Source organism: Bacteroides sp. AF29-11, assembly GCF_003602895.1.
GTDB lineage: Bacteria > Bacteroidota > Bacteroidia > Bacteroidales > Bacteroidaceae > Bacteroides > Bacteroides uniformis.
Genome location: NZ_QTLY01000012.1, coordinates 65,535 through 82,838, shown reverse-complemented (window position 1 = coordinate 82,838; position 17,304 = coordinate 65,535). Strand labels below are relative to the sequence as shown.

Here is a 17,304-nt window from a genome sequence, read left to right as displayed (position 1 = left end):
TATTAAAGATTAAGGATTAAGAGGGGATATCAGCACTTCTTAAAGTACAGGATAAAGCACTCCCCCCTTTATGGTGGTATTGACACAATTCATACCTACATAATAAGGTAAAAAGTGATAATTATCCGTATTGAGCACTACGAAGTCTCCTTTCTTGCCCACCTCGATACTACCAATGCTGTCCGCACGGTTCAGAGCGGCCGCACCGTTCAAGGTCAGAGCAGTGATGGCCTCTTCAATACTCATTTTCATATAAATGCACGCCAAGGCAAATGTCAGGGGGATGGAACCGGAGAAACAACTGCCCGGATTGAGGTCGGTGGCAAGGGCCACGGCACAACCAGCATCAATCATTTCGCGCCCACGAGCATAGGGTTCCTTCAAAGCAAAGGCTGTCAGCGGAAGAAGGGTCGCCACAACTCCCTTGTCGGCCATGGCGCGGATGTCCGCATCCGAAGCATGCAGCAGATGGTCGGCAGAGACGGCAGAAAGTTCAGCAGCCAGTCCGGCACCCCCTAATGGTACAATCTCGTCGGCATGGAGTTTCAAGACAAGTCCCATTTCCTTGGCTGCCAGCAAAAGGCGACGGGACTGCTCGATGGAGAAAACGCCCTGCTCACAGAAGACATCGCAGAACTCTGCCAAATTATTATGAACCACTACGGGCATCACTTCGCGGATAATGTAGTCCACGTACTCGTCCGTCTGTCCGTTGTATTCTGCAGGCACAGCATGTGCACCGAGAAAAGTGGAGACAACGTCTACACGCTTGTGCTCGTCATTATTAAGGCTACGCATCACCCGAAGCTGCAGGAGCTCGGTTTCCTTGTCCAGACCGTAGCCGCTCTTTCCCTCTACGGTAGTCACTCCCATAGCACTCATCTGCTTCAGAAAGCCCTCCGCCTTGCTGCGCAGCTGGATGAAATTACATGCACGGGTAACTTTCACCGTACTCACGATGCCTCCTCCACGTTCCATGATGGACATGTAACTCTCTCCCTTCAAACGCCAGGAGAACTCCTCGGCACGCTCGCCACCAAACACAAAATGTGTGTGTGAGTCCACAAAGCCGGGTAGCAGACACTTGCCGCGGGCATTGTAATGCCAGTAGTGCTGATAATAGCCGTCACGCTCCTCTCCACGGTTAGGTCCGACGTAGGTGATGATGCCATCGGTCACTTCCACCGTAGCATTGTCGATGATGCTCAGTTGCTCCATCTCCTTGCCGCAACGGGCAGAAAAGCCGAGGGGGGTCACTACACGGGTATTGAATATAATAAGGTTTTCTGTCATAAAGCCTCTCTCCTAACCCCTCCCCCGTAGGGAGGGGAATTAAGTTAGTACTATTTAATTCGGTTACATTCGTGCTTCTAAGACTTGCTCCATGGAGAAGTTCTCCAATCCCAGATAGTAGGACGCTGTATCTATCAAGGCCTCCATCGGCACCAGACCGATAATCTCACTGCCCACAATACTGACGCCGTAGCGGCGGGCTTCCACACGCACCAGTTCGAAAGCACGGTAGAGGGCGGTGCGGGTATAGTCCGTCATGTTGATGGATACCTGCGTGATGCCGCGGTCCTTCAACTCCACTCCCATTGCCTTGCAATAACGCAGTCCTCCGCCGATGAAACGGATTTTCTTAGCGATGTCATGGGCTATCTCCAGACTGGGGGTATTGAGGTTGATGTTATAGGCCACCAAAGGCATGCGGGCACCGATAGCCACTGTGCCTGCGGTGGGATGACGTTCGGCCAGTCCGAAGTCGGGATGCCATTCCGGTTGCTTTATCTTCTCGGCCATACCTTCGAACTCCCCTTTACGGACAGCAGCCAAATTCTCCCGATGAGGGGCAGAAGCAGACTTTTCATATAAGAAGACGGGAAGATTGTAACGTTTTGCAACCTCCTTGCCCACTTCTTTCGAGAGGGCAACGGCTTCTTCCATCGTCACATTCCGGATGGGGATAAAAGGTACTACATCTACAGCACCCATACGAGGATGCTGTCCCTGATGGTGATTGAGGTCTATCAGCTCTACCGCCACGCCGATAGCTTCGAGCACAGCATCACGAAGCGGTTCCGGCTCGCCCACTACGGTCACCACAAGGCGGTTGTGGTCTTCATCGTTACTGTAATCCAACAGTTTCACACCTTGTTTGCCCCGAAAAGGAGCTACTATCTTATCTATCTTCTGCAAATCGCGCCCTTCGCTGAAATTGGGGACGCATTCCATAATCTTATTCATAATGCTCTTTAAAAAAAAATATATATACTCTGATTTTTCAGACGCAGATGACGCGAATTCTTTTTATCGGAATACAGAGACGTCGGGATTCTTTTGAAAGAAAAAATCCGCGTTATCCGCGTCTAAAAAATGAAATCATCACTTTACTTACTCCTTCACCACTTTCTGCACCAACTTCTCATCAGCCACATACGGCATCGTGATATGATAGCCGTCTGCATGCGTACGGTTAAACTCCTCGCTCGTCTCCATGGCATGCGGATTGCGTGCCCACGAACGGCGGGCCACACCACCCATCACATCCCACAACATAGCGGAACGCAGGATTTCGTCTACCCGGTCACTGCCGTCGCACACCATGCCGAAACCGCCGTTGATGGCTTTTCCGATACCTACGCCACCTCCATTGTGCAAGGCCACCAAGCTCATGCCACGCGCACAGTTTCCAGCAAAACACTGCACCGCCATATCTGCCATGACATTACTGCCGTCCTTGATATTGGATGTTTCACGGAATGGAGAGTCTGTACCGCTGACATCGTGATGGTCGCGTCCCAACATAATGGGGCCGACCTCTCCCTTACGCACCATTTCATTGAAGCGCAAAGCTATATTCATACGTCCCACGGCATCCTGATAAAGAATACGAGCCTGCGTGCCTACCACCAAGTTGTTTTTCTCCGCATCACGAATCCAATTATAGTTATCCAAATCTTGCCCGCGACGTGTAGGGTCGATACATTCCATCGCCGCACGGTCGGTCTTCACCAAGTCTTCATGTTTTCCACTGAGGCACACCCAGCGGAACGGACCATAACCATAATCAAACAGTTCCGGTCCCATTATGTCTTCCACATAGCTGGGAAAGATGAAGCCGTTCTTATCATCTCCGTCCCGAGCAATTTCGCTCACGCCGGCATCGTAGACGGCTTTCATGAAGGAGTTCCCATAATCGAAGAAGTACGTGCCGTGTTCCACCAGCCTTTTTATAGCCTTGAAATGACGCTCCAAGGAAGCATCCACCAGACACCGGAATTTCGACGGATTCTCGTGCAGCATATGGGTACGCTGCTCAAACGTCAGTCCGGCAGGACAGTAACCGCCCTCATAGGTGGCATGGCAGGAAGTCTGGTCGGAAAGTAAATCTATGTGCAACTGCTTCTGCACCGCATATTCCAGCAAATCGACGACATTGCCGTGATAGGCCACAGAAACCGGGCGACACTCGTCCATGGCTTGTCGAGCCAGCGAGAAGGCTTCTTCCAGAGAATCTGTAACGTGTCCCACCCAGCCCTGGGTATGGCGGGTTTCGATGCGGGAAGCATCCACCTCGGCAATGATTGCCGCCGCCCCTGCCATCTCGGCAGCTTTGGGCTGCGCACCGCTCATGCCTCCCAGACCGGAAGAAACAAACAAGCGTCCGCGCAAATCGCCATCTTGCGGAATGCCCAGTTTCAGACGGCCTGCATTCAGCAACGTATTGAACGTGCCGTGCACGATACCCTGCGGACCGATGTACATCCAGCCGCCGGCAGTCATCTGCCCGTAGTTGGCAACGCCCATCTGCATAGCGGTGTGCCAGTCCTTCTGATTATCATAGAGCCCCACCATCAGCGCATTGGTAATGATGACACGGGGCGCCTCGGGCTTGGACTTGAAAAGCCCCAACGGATGTCCGCTTTCGATGACCAGTGTCTGTTCGCGCGTCAACACTTCGAGGTACTGCTTGATGAGCCGGTATTGCATCCAGTTCTGGCAGACCTGTCCCGTCTCACCATAGGTAACTAATTCATACGGATAAAGGGCGATGTCGAAACAAAGATTATTGTCAATCATCACCTGGAATGCCTTGCCTTCAATGCAGTTCCCCTTGTATTCGTCGATGGGTTTCGCTTTGAGGTCGCCCTGCGGGCGGTAGCGGTAGCCATAGATACGTCCACGTGTACGCAGTTCTTCCATGAACTCCGGAGCGAGGGTTTCGTGCAGCTCTTTGGGGATGTAGCGCAAAGCGTTCTTCAATGCCGTAGCCGTCTGCGCAGGGGTAAGGGTGTAGCCACGGTCGGGTGCCCGCCGGATACCCTCGACAAAGGAAGGATAGGAAGGCAATGTTTTACTTAAGGTTATCTCCATGTCCTATAAAGATTAAGGATTTACAAAGTGTCAGCCCACGAGGGTTATATTTGCCGCAATATAGAAATAAATCCCGACATTCGCAACGGAATGCCGGGATTATTTATCTTTTAGTCAGAAACCGACCAAAACACTTCGCCCGCCCCCCGCTGTTTGTTACAACGCTTTTATCAGAGATTATCCCAGAACCTGCAAACATTTCAGATGTTTTTGCCTCCACACACTACATTTTATCAAAATAATCTCTATATTTGTGAAACTCTTCCAAAAAAAGACGAGATAAAATCATTAAAAGCCAAAAGAATATAACTATGAAAAACTTACTATCAAGTATCATCCTGACAATCGGCATGCTTAGCTGTGCTAGTTGCACAGACCTTATGAAGGACGACGGTTCCAGAGGATTTGCCAACGTGGCCACCATCGTGGGAGATGCAGAAAACGGTTTCTACTGCTACCAGAGACACTATGCCGGTCTGGTTGTTTCGCACAGCAAGGAACTTGCCGGCAAGGAACGGGGTTACTTCAACTTTTATTACACAGAAGACGACTGGACCACCTCTACCAATGGCATGAAATATATCGACAATGCGCAGGTCTATACAATAGAGGCATACGAAACAGTTCATCCCCTCACCCAGGAGGAAGCGGATGCCGGACACATCACCGGCAATGAAAATTGTACTATTCCCCAATCATTGTCTATAGATTATGCCTCTTACGGCTATGTGGATTTACAGGCCGGATTCTCCACCTTCAACCACATAAACGGCGAAATCCACAACGGAGAAGTGAATCTGGTATACGACGCAACCAAGCAGGAACCGGACACGCTCAGACTGCAACTTTGCTACAATCCGCGCATTCCCGACGGATGGACAAAAACAAGCCATCACTTCCGTACCGTATCATGCGATATCTCTTCTCTATCTTCTCTCCAACAATGGAGCGATTCGCTGACCCTCGTCATTGATGACGGAAGCAAAAAGAAGCATCTGAGAAGAATGAGCCGGAACGACTTCTTGAAACCCAGCCCCGAGACTAAATAACCAAAATCAAAGCATTTTTTTCTTTATTCAGTCTTCGTTGGTTTTGGCATACCTCAAGAGTAGCTCTCCTCTTTTAAGAGTCAGACTGTCCTGCGTCAGTTTTTCTATTGTCAGCGTATCCGTAAAAGAAATATTCTGGTGATTGCCGATGCTGGTACCTGAAAGTAACAACCGGTTTCCTACTTTTTTCCATGCCTCATATTTCAAGGTGGCCATGTTAATGGAAGAGGCGCTTCCGTCCCCATCAAGAACGAAACCTTGTTGCATACCGGACATTCCCGGAACCGGCTCCACCCAAGAGCCTTCAATGGAGGCATTGTTGCAAGCAGTCAAAGCAACCATGCCAAGAACAGCAGTTAAATCTCTCAATCTTTTCATGTCTCTTTTCTTTTTAAAACTATATTTCTAAACAAAGGAACTCTTGTATTTCCTCTATGTTCCTGCAAAAATAATGTTTTTACGGGAGCTTCCATATATTGAAGAGTCTTTTCACAAAACAAATTATGAATATTTATTTGGAAATTATTCAAGCTAGCATTACCTTTGTACCGAAATTCAAAAAACGATATGAACCAGTCTTTAACTACAACATACAATACGCGCAATGCTGCATGGGGCAACAAGACCTTATGCGGCCATTTCATAGTGCACGTACATTGGTTCAGCGGATTCATTTAACTACCCTGCAATTTACATTTTACTATTTTGCACTTCCCTTACCGAGAAAAGGAGGGAGAAATGCCGTGTATGGGGTTTCCATTCGGAAAAACCGGACTAACCTATGTATTCACCAAAAAGAAGAAGAAAACTTATGTTTACAATTATATCTATCATGTTTATAGGAATCGGTATCGGATACCTGATGCGTAACGTACAGATGTTGCAAAAAGTGGAGAAAAGCGCCTCGCTCACCATCTTACTGCTGCTCTTTGTACTCGGCGTATCCATCGGTTCCAACCGTCTGATTGTTGACAATCTGGGAAGATTCGGGTGGCAGGCCGCCGTACTGGCCTCACTGAGCATTACAGGCAGCATGTTGGCCTCACTGATGGTGTTTCACCTATTTTTCAAGAAAGGAGAGAAGAAATGAAGGGAAGTTTGACGGTTGTTGCATTTTTCTGTGCCGGCTGCCTGATGGGAGTAGCCAATGATTTTCGGTTCGACCTGCACGACTTATCCATGTATGTGCTCTATGCATTGATGTTCCAGGTGGGCATCGGCATCGGAAGCAACAAGAAACTGAAGGAGCTGGTCAAGAGCCTGCGGCCCAAAATGCTTTTGGTGCCGATGGCCACCATTGTGGGAACGCTGTTGTTCTCTGCCTTCGCCAGTCTGCTGTTGAGCCAATGGAGTGTGTTCGACTGCATGGCGGTGGGTAGCGGATTTGCTTATTATTCGCTTTCCTCCATTCTGATTACGCAATTCAAGGAACCTTCCATAGGCCTGCAACTCGCCACGGAGCTGGGCACCATCGCCCTGCTTGCCAATATCTTCCGTGAAATGATGGCTTTGCTGGGTGCACCGCTCATCCGGAAATATTTCGGCAAATTGGCACCTATATCGGCGGCAGGGGTCAATTCGATGGATGTACTTCTACCCTCCATCACCCAATATTCCGGAAAGGACGTGATTCCTATCGCTATATTCCACGGAATATTAATTGATATGAGTGTACCGGTATTCGTATCCTTCTTCTGCAATCTGTAAACAGCAGGCCGAAAAGAGGGAGATAAGGCCTCATTGTATTCATACTGTAACAACGTGAACAACAGCGACTTCTCACTGCAAAGTGAGTGCATGCTTTTTGCAGTGCCACTGCATACCGTTTGCAGCGTCACTGCATACCTATTTGCAGTGATACTGCAACTGCTTTGCAGCGCGACTGCAACGGGTTTGCAGTGACGCTGCAAAAGGTGTGCAGTGACTTTGCAGCCGGTCACCAAGCTACCGCATACTCGTAGTGGTCGAACTTAGGCTTGGTGCCTATGCCTACCGCTTTGAATACCCGGGCTATCCGCTGCTGTTCTTCGGGAGAGATAGGGCGCTCGCCCTTGCGGCAATGATAGTAATAGCGTTCGCAAGAGAAGCATCCCATCACGCGATGGCGCACGGTGAAAAGCAGCTTGGCGGGTACTTCGTCGAAAAGGCGTGTCATACCGCGGGCATAGTGCAGCTGCTCGCTGGAGCGGTAACGGGCACAGGTGGAGGACCCGGACAAGCTGCTGACATAAAAAGGATTCACCGCACGAACGGACTGTGGTTGGGGGGCTTCACTCTCGGACAACAGTTGTGCCGCTATCGCCCGCAGGCAGGAAGAGGCTTTGGGGCACTTTCCGTTACCCGCAAAGCAGTATTCGTACCCATCGGGCACGTCTTGCAATAATATCATCTTATTAATGATTAATGATTAGTGATTAATGGACGGAGTGCACGCAGATACTTGCCGATGACCTCTGCCGACTCGCTTGTTTCTTTCTCGAATTCGGCGTGCAGTGTCGGGTATCCGTCAAGCAGTTGCATCATCCGCTCACACCCCACGAATTCGGACTTTCCGGTTTCGGGATTCAGTTCGTAATAAACGCGCGCATGCACCAGTCCCGAAGCATGGATGGCATCTCCCACTTCACCACCCAAACGCGTGGCATCATCGGGAGTCATGGTACTGGCGGCCGCTTGTCCCACGGGCTGTGCACAGAAGTAAACCTTGCCGCCGAGCCACATGGCAGGTGCATACCACTGCCCGAAGCGATAACGCTTATAGCGCATCTTACGGCAATTGACATAAAGCGAGGTATCTACCCGTACAGCATAACAACGGGACTTCAAATAACGGCAAAGACCGGGATTGTCGTCTACCGTAATACGATAATCGGCACCGCCCATGAGGTAAATCTGGTTCTTTGTACGCTTCTCAATCTTCAGTGTGGTAACCGTATCGCCACGGTTCTCCACCAACTCTTTCAGATTGGAATACATTACCTGTTGCGCCGCCGCCGGCAAAACCGCCAACAACATCAGAACGCCTGACAACCAACTCTTCTTCATATCCCAACCTCCTCTTTTCTGAAACTTTGTTTTAGTGAGCGAAAGGTACATTTTTTATCGGAAGTAGACAAAAAATCGCGGAAAAAACAATTGGAAATGTATATCTTTGCCTTAAACTTAACATGTATGGAGCAAATAAATACGATAGATAAAATCAGCGCCGTCTACCGCAACACGGCAGAAGAGGCAAGACAAGAACTGAATAAAGTACAACAGAAGATTTACCGCATCGGCAGCCTGCGCCTGCTGCTGTTTGTGGCAGGAGTAGTAGGAATTATCTATTTCTGGAGCGAGAGCTGGGGTATACTGGCCTGCATTGCCCTCATCACCCTACTGCCGTTCCTATTTTTAATGAAATACCACAACCGGCTGTTCCATCGCAAGGACTATCTAGAAAAGAAGATGGAAATCAACGAGCAGGAACTCGCCGCTCTGGATTACGATACGTCTTCTTTCGATGACGGCGAAGCATACATCGACCCCACCCATCTCTACACCTATGATTTGGATGTTTTCGGTCCGCATTCCCTTTTCCAGTACATCAACCGTACCTGCACACAGCCCGGGAAACACCGCCTCGCCCACTGGCTGGGGAAACATCTCGAGAGAAAGGAAGAAATCATCCGCCGACAAGAAGCCGTCAGTGAACTGGCTCCGGAACTGAAATTCCGTCAGCGCTTCCGTATCCTCGGCCTGCTGTACAAAGGAAAAGCCGCCGATGAAACAGAACTGTGCCAATGGGCGGAAAGTCCGAGCATCTTCCGGAGCCGGAAATTACTGCGCCTCCTGCCGGTACTGGTGACGGGAGCCAACCTCATCTGCCTCGCACTCGTCATGGCAGGAATTCTGTCCGCAAGTATCTACGGCATCATCTGGACCTGCTTCGTCATCGCCGGCTTCGGCTTCACTGGCAAAGTCACCAAGATGCAGGCCATCTATGGCAAAAAACTGCAAATTCTCTCCACCTACGCCGCCCTGCTCCACCTCATGGAAAAGCAGCCTGCACAAGCCACCCTGCTCAAAGAGATAAGACAACAGATTGACGGAGAAAAACGGAAAGCCTCCCACTCCATCAGCAGGCTGAACAAGCTCATGGATGAACTCGACCAACGCAACAATGTCTTTATGTACGTCATTCTGAACGGCCTCTTCTTCTGGGAACTGCGTCAAATCATGCGCATTGAAGCCTGGAAAGAGCAATATGCCGCTGAACTGCCCGGGTGGCTCGATGCCATCGGACAAATGGATGCGCTCAACTCACTGGCAACATTTGCCTATAATCATCCGGACTATATTTACCCAAAGATAGTTCAAGCGGAAAGAAAGGGGAAAGGAAACCTAAATAAAGAAGAAGAAAGCAATTCTGAAACGGAAGCACCCATCAATGCCCCTTCCTCCTTCCGTCTCCGTGCCGAAGCCCTAGGCCATCCGCTGATGAACCGTGACCGCTGTGTCCGCAATGACATCGACATGGTGAAACGACCGTTTTTCATCATCGTCACCGGCGCCAACATGGCAGGGAAAAGCACCTATCTGCGTACGGTGGGCATCAATTACCTCCTTGCCTGCATCGGCGCCCCCGTCTGTGCCCGCCAAATGGAAATATGCCCGGCCCGGCTCATCACTAGCCTGCGTACCTCGGATTCACTGAACGACAACGAGTCCTACTTCTTTGCCGAACTCAAACGTCTGAAACTCATCATAGACAAGCTGCAGGCTGGTGAGGAGCTTTTCATCATCCTCGACGAAATTCTGAAAGGTACCAACTCCATGGACAAGCAGAAAGGCTCCTTTTCCCTTATCAAGCAATTCATGACTTTGCAGGCCAATGGCATCATTGCCACCCACGACCTGCTGCTGGGAACACTCATCGACCTCTTCCCCGATGACATCCGCAACTATCGCTTCGAAGCAGACATTACAGACAATGAACTGACCTTCTCCTACCGCTTGCGCCCAGGCATCGCCCAGAATATGAACGCCTGCTTCCTGATGAAAAAAATGGGGATTGCCGTTGCCGACTAATCCCCACCACAGTTAAAGTCAAGTCTAACTCTTTGACTGATTATGCTGTTTTACATTTCTCCAGGAAAGTAGATACTGCAACCGCATCGCTACCCGTATAGTAGCGTACGGAAGTTACCGGAGTATACGTGTAAGGCACAAACTGATACAACTGTACAGCCGCAAATTTATTGTCCTGCGAAATCATGACATCCATGCGCACATTTCCACTGCCGCTACTTTTTATTTCAGTCTCGCCATTCAGCTGTTCATTCTCAATCATATCTGTAAGTTTGCCCAAATATTTCAAATCGAAGAAAACACTGCGTTCCTTGGTCACACTGCCCGTCGGCAAATAGACCACTTCCTTCGATTTCCAAAACAGACGGAACACGCCAAGCAAGACGAATGCCGTACCCAGCACCATCAAAGCCATGCTGAGAGTGGAAGATTTATCACTCATCTCAAAAATGGATGCAAAAATAAAAACACCGACCAGCAGCATAGCTACTGAAAAGATAAGTCCTGAAACACTGGTACGCTTTACAATATCGGGATGTGAAGACGCAAAAAGAGTTGCGTCAATAGTTTGAGTTGCCATAATTATAATATGTTTTAATGAATTTATTAGAAATAGAAAATACAGTATTTCCCTGCAAAAACACATAGTCTGACCATACACAAGGGAAAAAGGAAGATTCAATAAAACACTAAATGAGAATACGCCTTAGCGTGAAAATGTAATATTCGCACACCGGCTGGCAACGATAATAGGCAGTGGCATCATAGAGTTTCTCACGATGCAGAGACAAAACAGCCGCTCGCTGGGCCAGTTTGTCAATCCAGTCCTTTAAAGAAAATATATATTCCGTGGTAGAAATGCGCTGTATACGGGAGTACGTCAGCGAATGTAATTGTCCACCCATGCCCGCCAGCTCTGCATCCGGCAGATAAGGCAATTGAGGCATCGCAATATAGGCATCAGTCTGCTCATGTACGGCAATAGTATTCTCACTCACAACATTCCCACCACTCGCCGCTTTATTGGCAAATGTATCGCTTACAGTCTGCCATAAAGCCAATGCAAGCACCATGAATCCTATGAATCTTAAGAATTTAGCCATATCTATGTGCAAATATAACAGTTTCTTTCAGGAATTTGTTTAATGCACACATCTTTTAATGTTTCTTGGATGATTTATAGGAAATAAAAAGCCGCTCCAAACAAATTGGAACGGCTTCTATATATAAAAAGAATAGTTGAATTATTCAGCTTTAGCTTCCTCAGCAGCAGGAGCTTCTGCAACTGGTGCAGCAGTTTCTGCAGCAGGAGTAGCTTCAGTAGCAGCAGCTTTCTTTGAACGGCGGGTACGAGTAGCCTTCTTGGCAACCTTTTCCTTAGCCATGTTTTCGTTGTAGTCAACGAGTTCAATGAAGCACATTTCAGCGTTGTCACCCAAACGGTTACCAGTCTTGATAATACGAGTGTAACCACCCGGACGATCAGCAATCTTCACAGAGATTTCTTTAAACAATTCAGTTACAGCATACTTGTCTTGCAAATTGCTAAATACAACACGACGGGAATTAGTCGTATCGTCTTTAGCCTTTGTAATCAAAGGCTCAACAAACTTCTTCAAAGCTTTAGCCTTTGCAACGGTCGTAGTGATTCTTTTGTGCTTAATCAAAGAACACGCCATATTAGCCAACATAGCGTTTCTATGAGAGGCAGTACGACCCAAATGGTTGAATTTCTTATTATGTCTCATTTTTTATTCTTTATCTAATTTATATTTAGAAATATCAGTTCCAAACGACAGATTCAGACTTTCCAGCAAATCATCAAGCTCGGTAAGCGATTTCTTTCCGAAGTTTCTGAATTTCAGCAAATCCGTCTTGTTGAATTGTACCAAGTCACCAAGAGTCTCTACATCTGCAGCCTTCAGACAGTTGAGGGCACGTACAGAGAGATCCATATCAACGAGCTTGGTCTTCAGCAACTGACGCATGTGCAATACTTCTTCATCAAACTCTTCATTGCCGTCAACATCATTTGTTTCCAGCGTGATCTTCTCGTCAGAGAAAAGCATGAAGTGATAAATCAGAATCTTTGCAGCTTCTTTCAGGGCTTCTTTCGGATGAATGGAACCGTCGGTAGTAATCTCAAGTACCAGTTTCTCGTAGTCGGTCTTCTGCTCTACACGGAAGTTCTCTACCTGATACTTCACATTACGTATCGGAGTATAAATAGAATCGATAGGAATTACGTTCACATCGGTGCAATATTCGCGGTTTTCGTCAGCAGGAACATAACCACGACCTTTGTTGATCGTAATATCTATCTGCATAGTCGACTTTGAATCTAAATGACAAATAACTAATTCAGGATTTAACACTTCAAATCCAGTCAAATACTTACCTATGTCACCTGCTTTAAATTCACTTGAATTCTCGACTGTAATACTTACTTTCTCACTCTCGAATTCTTCAACTACTTGCTTGAATCTCACTTGTTTCAGATTCAAGATAATGTTAGTAACATCCTCTTTTGCCCCCGGAACACTGGAAAATTCATGCTCAACACCGTCTATCTTGATAGTAGTGATAGCAAAACCTTCCAATGAAGAAAGCAGGATGCGGCGCAGTGCATTACCCACGGTAATACCGAAACCGGGCTCCAACGGACGAAATTCGAATTTTCCGAATCTAGAGTCCGCTTCCAACATTAATACTTTATCAGGTTTTTGAAATGCTAATATCGCCATGAAATTAATTATTATTTAGAATACAATTCTACGATCAAATGCTCTTTAATGTTTTCAGGAATGTCTGCTCTTTCAGGTACATGCAGCAATTTGCCTACCTTAGAGTTATCATCCCATTCCAACCAAGGATATTTGCTATGGTTAAAGCCAGCCAGTGAATTAGCGATAACTTCCAATGATTTGGATCTTTCACGAACACCGATCACCTGACCCGGTTTCACTGCATAAGAAGGAATATTCACAACCTCACCGTCTACAGTAATGTGCTTGTGGCTCACCAACTGACGAGCAGCTGCGCGAGTAGGAGCAATACCCAAACGGAATACGATATTGTCAAGGCGACCTTCCAACAATTGGAGAAGGATTTCACCAGTAATACCTTTAGCAGTCTCAGCCTTCTCAAACAAGTTGCGGAATTGTTTTTCCAAAACGCCATAAGTATATTTGGCTTTCTGTTTCTCACGAAGTTGAACACCGTATTCAGAAGTCTTTCTCTTTCTGGAATTACCGTGCTGTCCGGGAGGATAGTTCTTCTTTGACAATACTTTATCTGCTCCAAAGATACCTTCACCGAATTTACGGGCTATTCTTGATTTTGGTCCAGTATATCTAGCCATTTCTTTTAAATATTTAATTGTTTATTCATGAACTTGGGTTTGTTGCAGCCGCGATTGCAGAGAGAAAGTTTACAATCCAATAACAAAATCAAGTCTCACTTCTATTAAAGGTAAATTTTAAACTCTACGTCTTTTCGGAGGACGACAACCGTTGTGCGGAAGCGGAGTTACGTCAATGATTTCAGTAACCTCGATACCTGCACCGTGGATAGTTCTAATAGCAGACTCACGTCCGTTACCCGGGCCCTTCACATATGCTTTTACCTTTCTCAAGCCAAGATCGTATGCTATCTTAGCACAATCTTGAGCAGCCATCTGTGCTGCGTAGGGAGTGTTCTTCTTTGAACCTCTAAAACCCATCTTTCCGGCAGAAGACCAAGAAATGATCTGACCTTCGCTGTTTGCCAGAGAAACAATAATGTTGTTAAAAGATGAATGAACATGCAACTGTCCATTAGCATCAACCTTCACATTTCTCTTTTTTGCTGCAACTGTTTTTTTTGCCATATCAACAATTATTATTTAGTAGCTTTTTTCTTATTAGCAACGGTTTTCTTTCTACCCTTACGAGTACGGGCATTGTTCTTTGTGCTCTGACCTCTTACTGGAAGACCAATACGATGACGAACACCACGATAACAACCGATATCCATTAAACGCTTAATGTTCAATTGAACTTCAGAACGAAGATCACCTTCAACCTTATACTCTGCACCAATGATCTCACGAATCTTGGCAGCCTGATCATCCGTCCAGTCTTTTACTTTCAGGTCTCTGTCAACACCTGCTTTATCCAAAATTTTTGCTGAACTACTACGACCTATACCATATACATAGGTCAACGCAACTTCACCTCTCTTGTTTTGAGGCAAATCGACACCAACTATTCTTATAGCCATATACTAAATTATTTTTTTTGCAAAAATAATAATATTATCCTTGACGTTGTTTATACTTAGGATTTTTCTTGTTAATAACATACAAACGGCCATTACGTCTAACGATCTTACACTCTGGCGTACGTTTCTTTAAGGATGCTCTTACTTTCATATCTTAATTTTATTTATATCTAAATACAATTCTTCCTTTCGATAAATCGTAAGGAGACATTTCGACTCTTACTTTATCCCCTGGCAGGATTTTGATGTAATGCATCCGCATCTTACCGGAAATATGTGCAGTAATCTCATGTCCGTTTTCTAATTCAACACGAAACATTGCATTAGACAATGCTTCAACTATAACTCCATCTTGTTCTATTGCAGATTGCTTTGCCATATTAATTTCTTAAATTGCTTTATCTCCTAATACTTCTTCAATGAACTCGAATGATGACAATATATCAGCTTCACCAGTGCCGACTGCTATCGTATGTTCAAAATGAGCTGCACACTTGCGGTCTTTTGTCCTCACCGTCCAGCCATCACGCTCCATGAGTATTTGTCGGTTACCTAAAGTTATCATCGGTTCAATGGCAATGCACAAGCCTTTCTTCAGCATTGTCCCATAACCACGCTTTCCGTAATTGGGAACCTGAGGATCTTCATGCATTTCCTTGCCTATTCCGTGACCCACAAACTCACGCACCACACCATAAGAATTAGATTCGCAGTGCTGCTGTATCGCATAACCGATATCACCCAACCGCTTGCCGTGAACGGCATTCTGTATCCCTATGTACAATGCTTCTTTAGTAACCTTCAGTAATTTGCGGACTTCTTCGTCAACTTCACCTACACAAAACGTATAGGCTGAGTCGCCACAAAAGCCATTCATGTAAGTACCACAATCAACAGACACGATATCACCATCTTTCAGTACCACATCATCTCCCGGAATACCATGTACCACCTGGTCATTTACAGATGTGCAAATAGAAGCTGGAAACGGATCGCCATATTGATTAGGAAAACCTTTAAAGGTTGGAACAGCACCATTGTCTCTGATGAACTCTTCCGCCACCCTATCCAGCTCTTTTGTTGTCACTCCGGGCTTTATAACCTTAGCTATCTCAGCCAACGTCTTTCCAACAAGCAAATTACTCTTGCGGAGCAGCTCTATTTCATCTTCTGTTTTAAGAAATATCATTCTTCAAAAAAGATTAATATGCAGCTACATTACCACTGCGGCCTTTAATACGTCCGGATTTCAGCAAACCGTCATAGTGTCTCATCAACAAATGACTTTCTACCTGCTGGAGAGTATCAAGCACCACACCCACAAGGATTAACAAAGATGTACCGCCAAAGAATTGAGCAAACTCAGCTTTCACACCGAATATACCGGCAAACGCAGGCATAATGGCAACCAAGGCCAAGAAGAAAGAACCAGGCAAAGTAATACGCGACATAATCACGTCAATATACTCAGCAGTTTGCTTTCCTGGCTTGATACCCGGAATAAAACCATTGTTTCTCTTCATATCTTCAGCCATCTGAGTCGGGTTAATAGTAATTGCAGTATAGAAATACGTAAACAATATAATCAACACTGCAAAAATCAAATTATACCAAAAGCTTGTATGATCAGTCAATGCACGTACGAAACCACTTGCATCATTTACATTTGAGAACCCAACAAGAGTGATAGGAATAAACATGATAGCCTGAGCAAAAATGATAGGCATCACGTTAGCAGCATTCACCTTCAAAGGAATATACTGTCTAGCACCGCCATATTGCTTGTTACCCACGATCTTCTTCGCATATTGTACAGGAATCTTTCTAGTTCCCTGCACCAAAAGAATAGCGAATGCAATAACAACCAGCAGAACAACAAGCTCAATCAAGAACATTACCAGACCACCAGTCTTGTCCGTCATACGGGAAATCAATTCCTGGAATAAGGACTGTGGCAGACGGGCGATGATACCAATCATGATAATCAGCGAAATACCATTACCGATACCCTTATCCGTAATTCTCTCACCAAGCCACAAAATAAACATACTTCCAGCCGCTAAAATAATGGTAGAAGTAAACATAAACAGAGTCCAATCTAATGAAGCATTTAAAGAAGGACCAGCCTGCATCTTAAGATTGAGCAAATAAGAAGGAGCCTGAACCAAAAGAATAAGAATCGTCAGATAACGAGTATATTGATTCATTTTTCTTCTACCACTCTCACCTTCGCGCTGCAATTTCTGGAAATACGGAACCGCAATACCCAGCAACTGAATCACAATGGAGGCAGAGATGTACGGCATGATACCCAATGCAAAAATAGAGGCATTGGAAAATGCTCCTCCGGAAAACATATTTAACAAGGCTAAAAGACCTTCGCTTGTCTGTTGATGCAATTGTGTCAGCATTGACGGATTGATACCCGGCAAAACGACATACGAACCAAAACGGTAGATTGCCACAAACAATATGGTAATGAGGATCCGTTGTCTCAGATCCTCAATTTTCCATATATTCTTTAATGTTTCAATAGCTTTTCTCATTG

At 46.2% G+C, this 17,304-nt stretch carries 21 protein-coding genes; 4 read left to right on the top strand and 17 right to left on the bottom strand.

From position 1 onward, the window contains the following. Window positions 1–39 precede the first annotated feature (39 nt). The 3 genes from hutI to DWZ03_RS18980 form a co-directional block, all read right to left on the bottom strand. The gene (gene hutI, locus DWZ03_RS18990) at window positions 40–1,293 is read right to left on the bottom strand and encodes an imidazolonepropionase (protein ID WP_061412545.1); all 1,254 of its coding nucleotides are present in this window, start codon (window positions 1,291–1,293) and stop codon (window positions 40–42) included. A 63-nt stretch (window positions 1,294–1,356) separates the two neighbouring features. Then, window positions 1,357–2,247 (bottom strand): glutamate formimidoyltransferase, encoded by an 891-nt coding sequence (ftcD, locus tag DWZ03_RS18985; RefSeq protein WP_005833514.1) that lies wholly within the window; start codon window positions 2,245–2,247, stop codon window positions 1,357–1,359. A gap of 147 nt (window positions 2,248–2,394) precedes the next feature. Continuing rightward, window positions 2,395–4,377: a urocanate hydratase gene (locus DWZ03_RS18980; protein ID WP_061412542.1), complete on the bottom strand. Its 1,983-nt coding sequence runs from the start codon at window positions 4,375–4,377 to the stop codon at window positions 2,395–2,397. A gap of 311 nt (window positions 4,378–4,688) precedes the next feature. Here DWZ03_RS18980 and DWZ03_RS18975 point away from each other — a divergent pair, with 311 nt between their 5' ends. Then, the gene (locus tag DWZ03_RS18975) at window positions 4,689–5,426 is read left to right on the top strand and encodes a hypothetical protein (protein ID WP_016271991.1); all 738 of its coding nucleotides are present in this window, start codon (window positions 4,689–4,691) and stop codon (window positions 5,424–5,426) included. Between the two features lie 27 nt (window positions 5,427–5,453). Here the strand turns inward: DWZ03_RS18975 and DWZ03_RS18970 are convergent, their stop codons facing one another. Next, window positions 5,454–5,804: a lipocalin family protein gene (locus DWZ03_RS18970; RefSeq protein WP_005825659.1), complete on the bottom strand. Its 351-nt coding sequence runs from the start codon at window positions 5,802–5,804 to the stop codon at window positions 5,454–5,456. Window positions 5,805–6,237: 433 nt separating this feature from the next. Here DWZ03_RS18970 and DWZ03_RS18960 point away from each other — a divergent pair, with 433 nt between their 5' ends. Together DWZ03_RS18960 and DWZ03_RS18955 are read left to right on the top strand one after the other, a co-directional pair. Further along, window positions 6,238–6,516: a LysO family transporter gene (locus DWZ03_RS18960; protein WP_117749837.1), complete on the top strand. Its 279-nt coding sequence runs from the start codon at window positions 6,238–6,240 to the stop codon at window positions 6,514–6,516. Continuing rightward, the gene (locus tag DWZ03_RS18955; protein ID WP_117749838.1) at window positions 6,513–7,133 is read left to right on the top strand and encodes a lysine exporter LysO family protein; all 621 of its coding nucleotides are present in this window, start codon (window positions 6,513–6,515) and stop codon (window positions 7,131–7,133) included. The genes DWZ03_RS18960 and DWZ03_RS18955 overlap by 4 nt, the downstream gene beginning before the upstream one ends. A gap of 229 nt (window positions 7,134–7,362) precedes the next feature. On the opposite strand, the gene DWZ03_RS18950 is transcribed toward DWZ03_RS18955, so the two are convergent. Both DWZ03_RS18950 and DWZ03_RS18945 read right to left on the bottom strand, forming a co-directional pair. Further along, on the bottom strand, window positions 7,363–7,815 hold the full coding sequence (locus tag DWZ03_RS18950; protein WP_008661850.1) for a DUF6078 family protein: 453 nt from the start codon (window positions 7,813–7,815) through the stop codon (window positions 7,363–7,365). Between the two features lie 11 nt (window positions 7,816–7,826). Beyond that, window positions 7,827–8,471: a DUF6563 family protein gene (locus DWZ03_RS18945; protein WP_317125016.1), complete on the bottom strand. Its 645-nt coding sequence runs from the start codon at window positions 8,469–8,471 to the stop codon at window positions 7,827–7,829. A 126-nt stretch (window positions 8,472–8,597) separates the two neighbouring features. Between DWZ03_RS18945 and DWZ03_RS18940 the strand changes: the two genes are divergently transcribed. Continuing rightward, on the top strand, window positions 8,598–10,496 hold the full coding sequence (locus tag DWZ03_RS18940; protein ID WP_009037299.1) for a MutS family DNA mismatch repair protein: 1,899 nt from the start codon (window positions 8,598–8,600) through the stop codon (window positions 10,494–10,496). Between the two features lie 40 nt (window positions 10,497–10,536). Here the strand turns inward: DWZ03_RS18940 and DWZ03_RS18935 are convergent, their stop codons facing one another. The 11 genes from DWZ03_RS18935 to secY form a co-directional block, all read right to left on the bottom strand. Next, window positions 10,537–11,076 carry a hypothetical protein gene (locus DWZ03_RS18935; RefSeq protein ID WP_005833536.1) on the bottom strand — a complete coding sequence of 180 codons (540 nt, stop codon included), beginning with the start codon at window positions 11,074–11,076 and terminating at the stop codon, window positions 10,537–10,539. 109 nt (window positions 11,077–11,185) lie between these two features. Next, complete coding sequence (locus DWZ03_RS18930) at window positions 11,186–11,599, bottom strand: hypothetical protein (protein ID WP_005825677.1); 414 nt, start codon at window positions 11,597–11,599, stop codon at window positions 11,186–11,188. A 141-nt stretch (window positions 11,600–11,740) separates the two neighbouring features. Then, window positions 11,741–12,244 carry a 50S ribosomal protein L17 gene (gene rplQ, locus DWZ03_RS18925; protein WP_005825680.1) on the bottom strand — a complete coding sequence of 168 codons (504 nt, stop codon included), beginning with the start codon at window positions 12,242–12,244 and terminating at the stop codon, window positions 11,741–11,743. A 3-nt stretch (window positions 12,245–12,247) separates the two neighbouring features. Next, window positions 12,248–13,240, bottom strand: coding sequence for a DNA-directed RNA polymerase subunit alpha (locus DWZ03_RS18920; protein WP_005825683.1), 993 nt, complete (start codon window positions 13,238–13,240; stop codon window positions 12,248–12,250). Between the two features lie 11 nt (window positions 13,241–13,251). Beyond that, window positions 13,252–13,857 carry a 30S ribosomal protein S4 gene (gene rpsD / locus DWZ03_RS18915; RefSeq protein WP_005825685.1) on the bottom strand — a complete coding sequence of 202 codons (606 nt, stop codon included), beginning with the start codon at window positions 13,855–13,857 and terminating at the stop codon, window positions 13,252–13,254. 117 nt (window positions 13,858–13,974) lie between these two features. Beyond that, complete coding sequence (gene rpsK / locus DWZ03_RS18910) at window positions 13,975–14,364, bottom strand: 30S ribosomal protein S11 (RefSeq protein ID WP_002558049.1); 390 nt, start codon at window positions 14,362–14,364, stop codon at window positions 13,975–13,977. An 11-nt stretch (window positions 14,365–14,375) separates the two neighbouring features. Then, window positions 14,376–14,756 carry a 30S ribosomal protein S13 gene (gene rpsM / locus DWZ03_RS18905; RefSeq protein WP_004291218.1) on the bottom strand — a complete coding sequence of 127 codons (381 nt, stop codon included), beginning with the start codon at window positions 14,754–14,756 and terminating at the stop codon, window positions 14,376–14,378. Between the two features lie 34 nt (window positions 14,757–14,790). Further along, window positions 14,791–14,907, bottom strand: a complete 117-nt coding sequence (ykgO, locus tag DWZ03_RS18900) for a type B 50S ribosomal protein L36 (protein ID WP_002558051.1) — start codon at window positions 14,905–14,907, stop codon at window positions 14,791–14,793. Window positions 14,908–14,916: 9 nt separating this feature from the next. Next, window positions 14,917–15,135 (bottom strand): translation initiation factor IF-1, encoded by a 219-nt coding sequence (gene infA, locus DWZ03_RS18895; protein ID WP_002558052.1) that lies wholly within the window; start codon window positions 15,133–15,135, stop codon window positions 14,917–14,919. Window positions 15,136–15,144: 9 nt separating this feature from the next. Continuing rightward, window positions 15,145–15,945, bottom strand: coding sequence for a type I methionyl aminopeptidase (gene map / locus DWZ03_RS18890; RefSeq protein WP_005825687.1), 801 nt, complete (start codon window positions 15,943–15,945; stop codon window positions 15,145–15,147). A gap of 13 nt (window positions 15,946–15,958) precedes the next feature. Beyond that, entirely contained in the window at window positions 15,959–17,302 is a 1,344-nt protein-coding gene (secY, locus tag DWZ03_RS18885) for a preprotein translocase subunit SecY (RefSeq protein WP_005825690.1), read from the bottom strand. Between the last annotated feature and the right edge of the window lie 2 nt (window positions 17,303–17,304).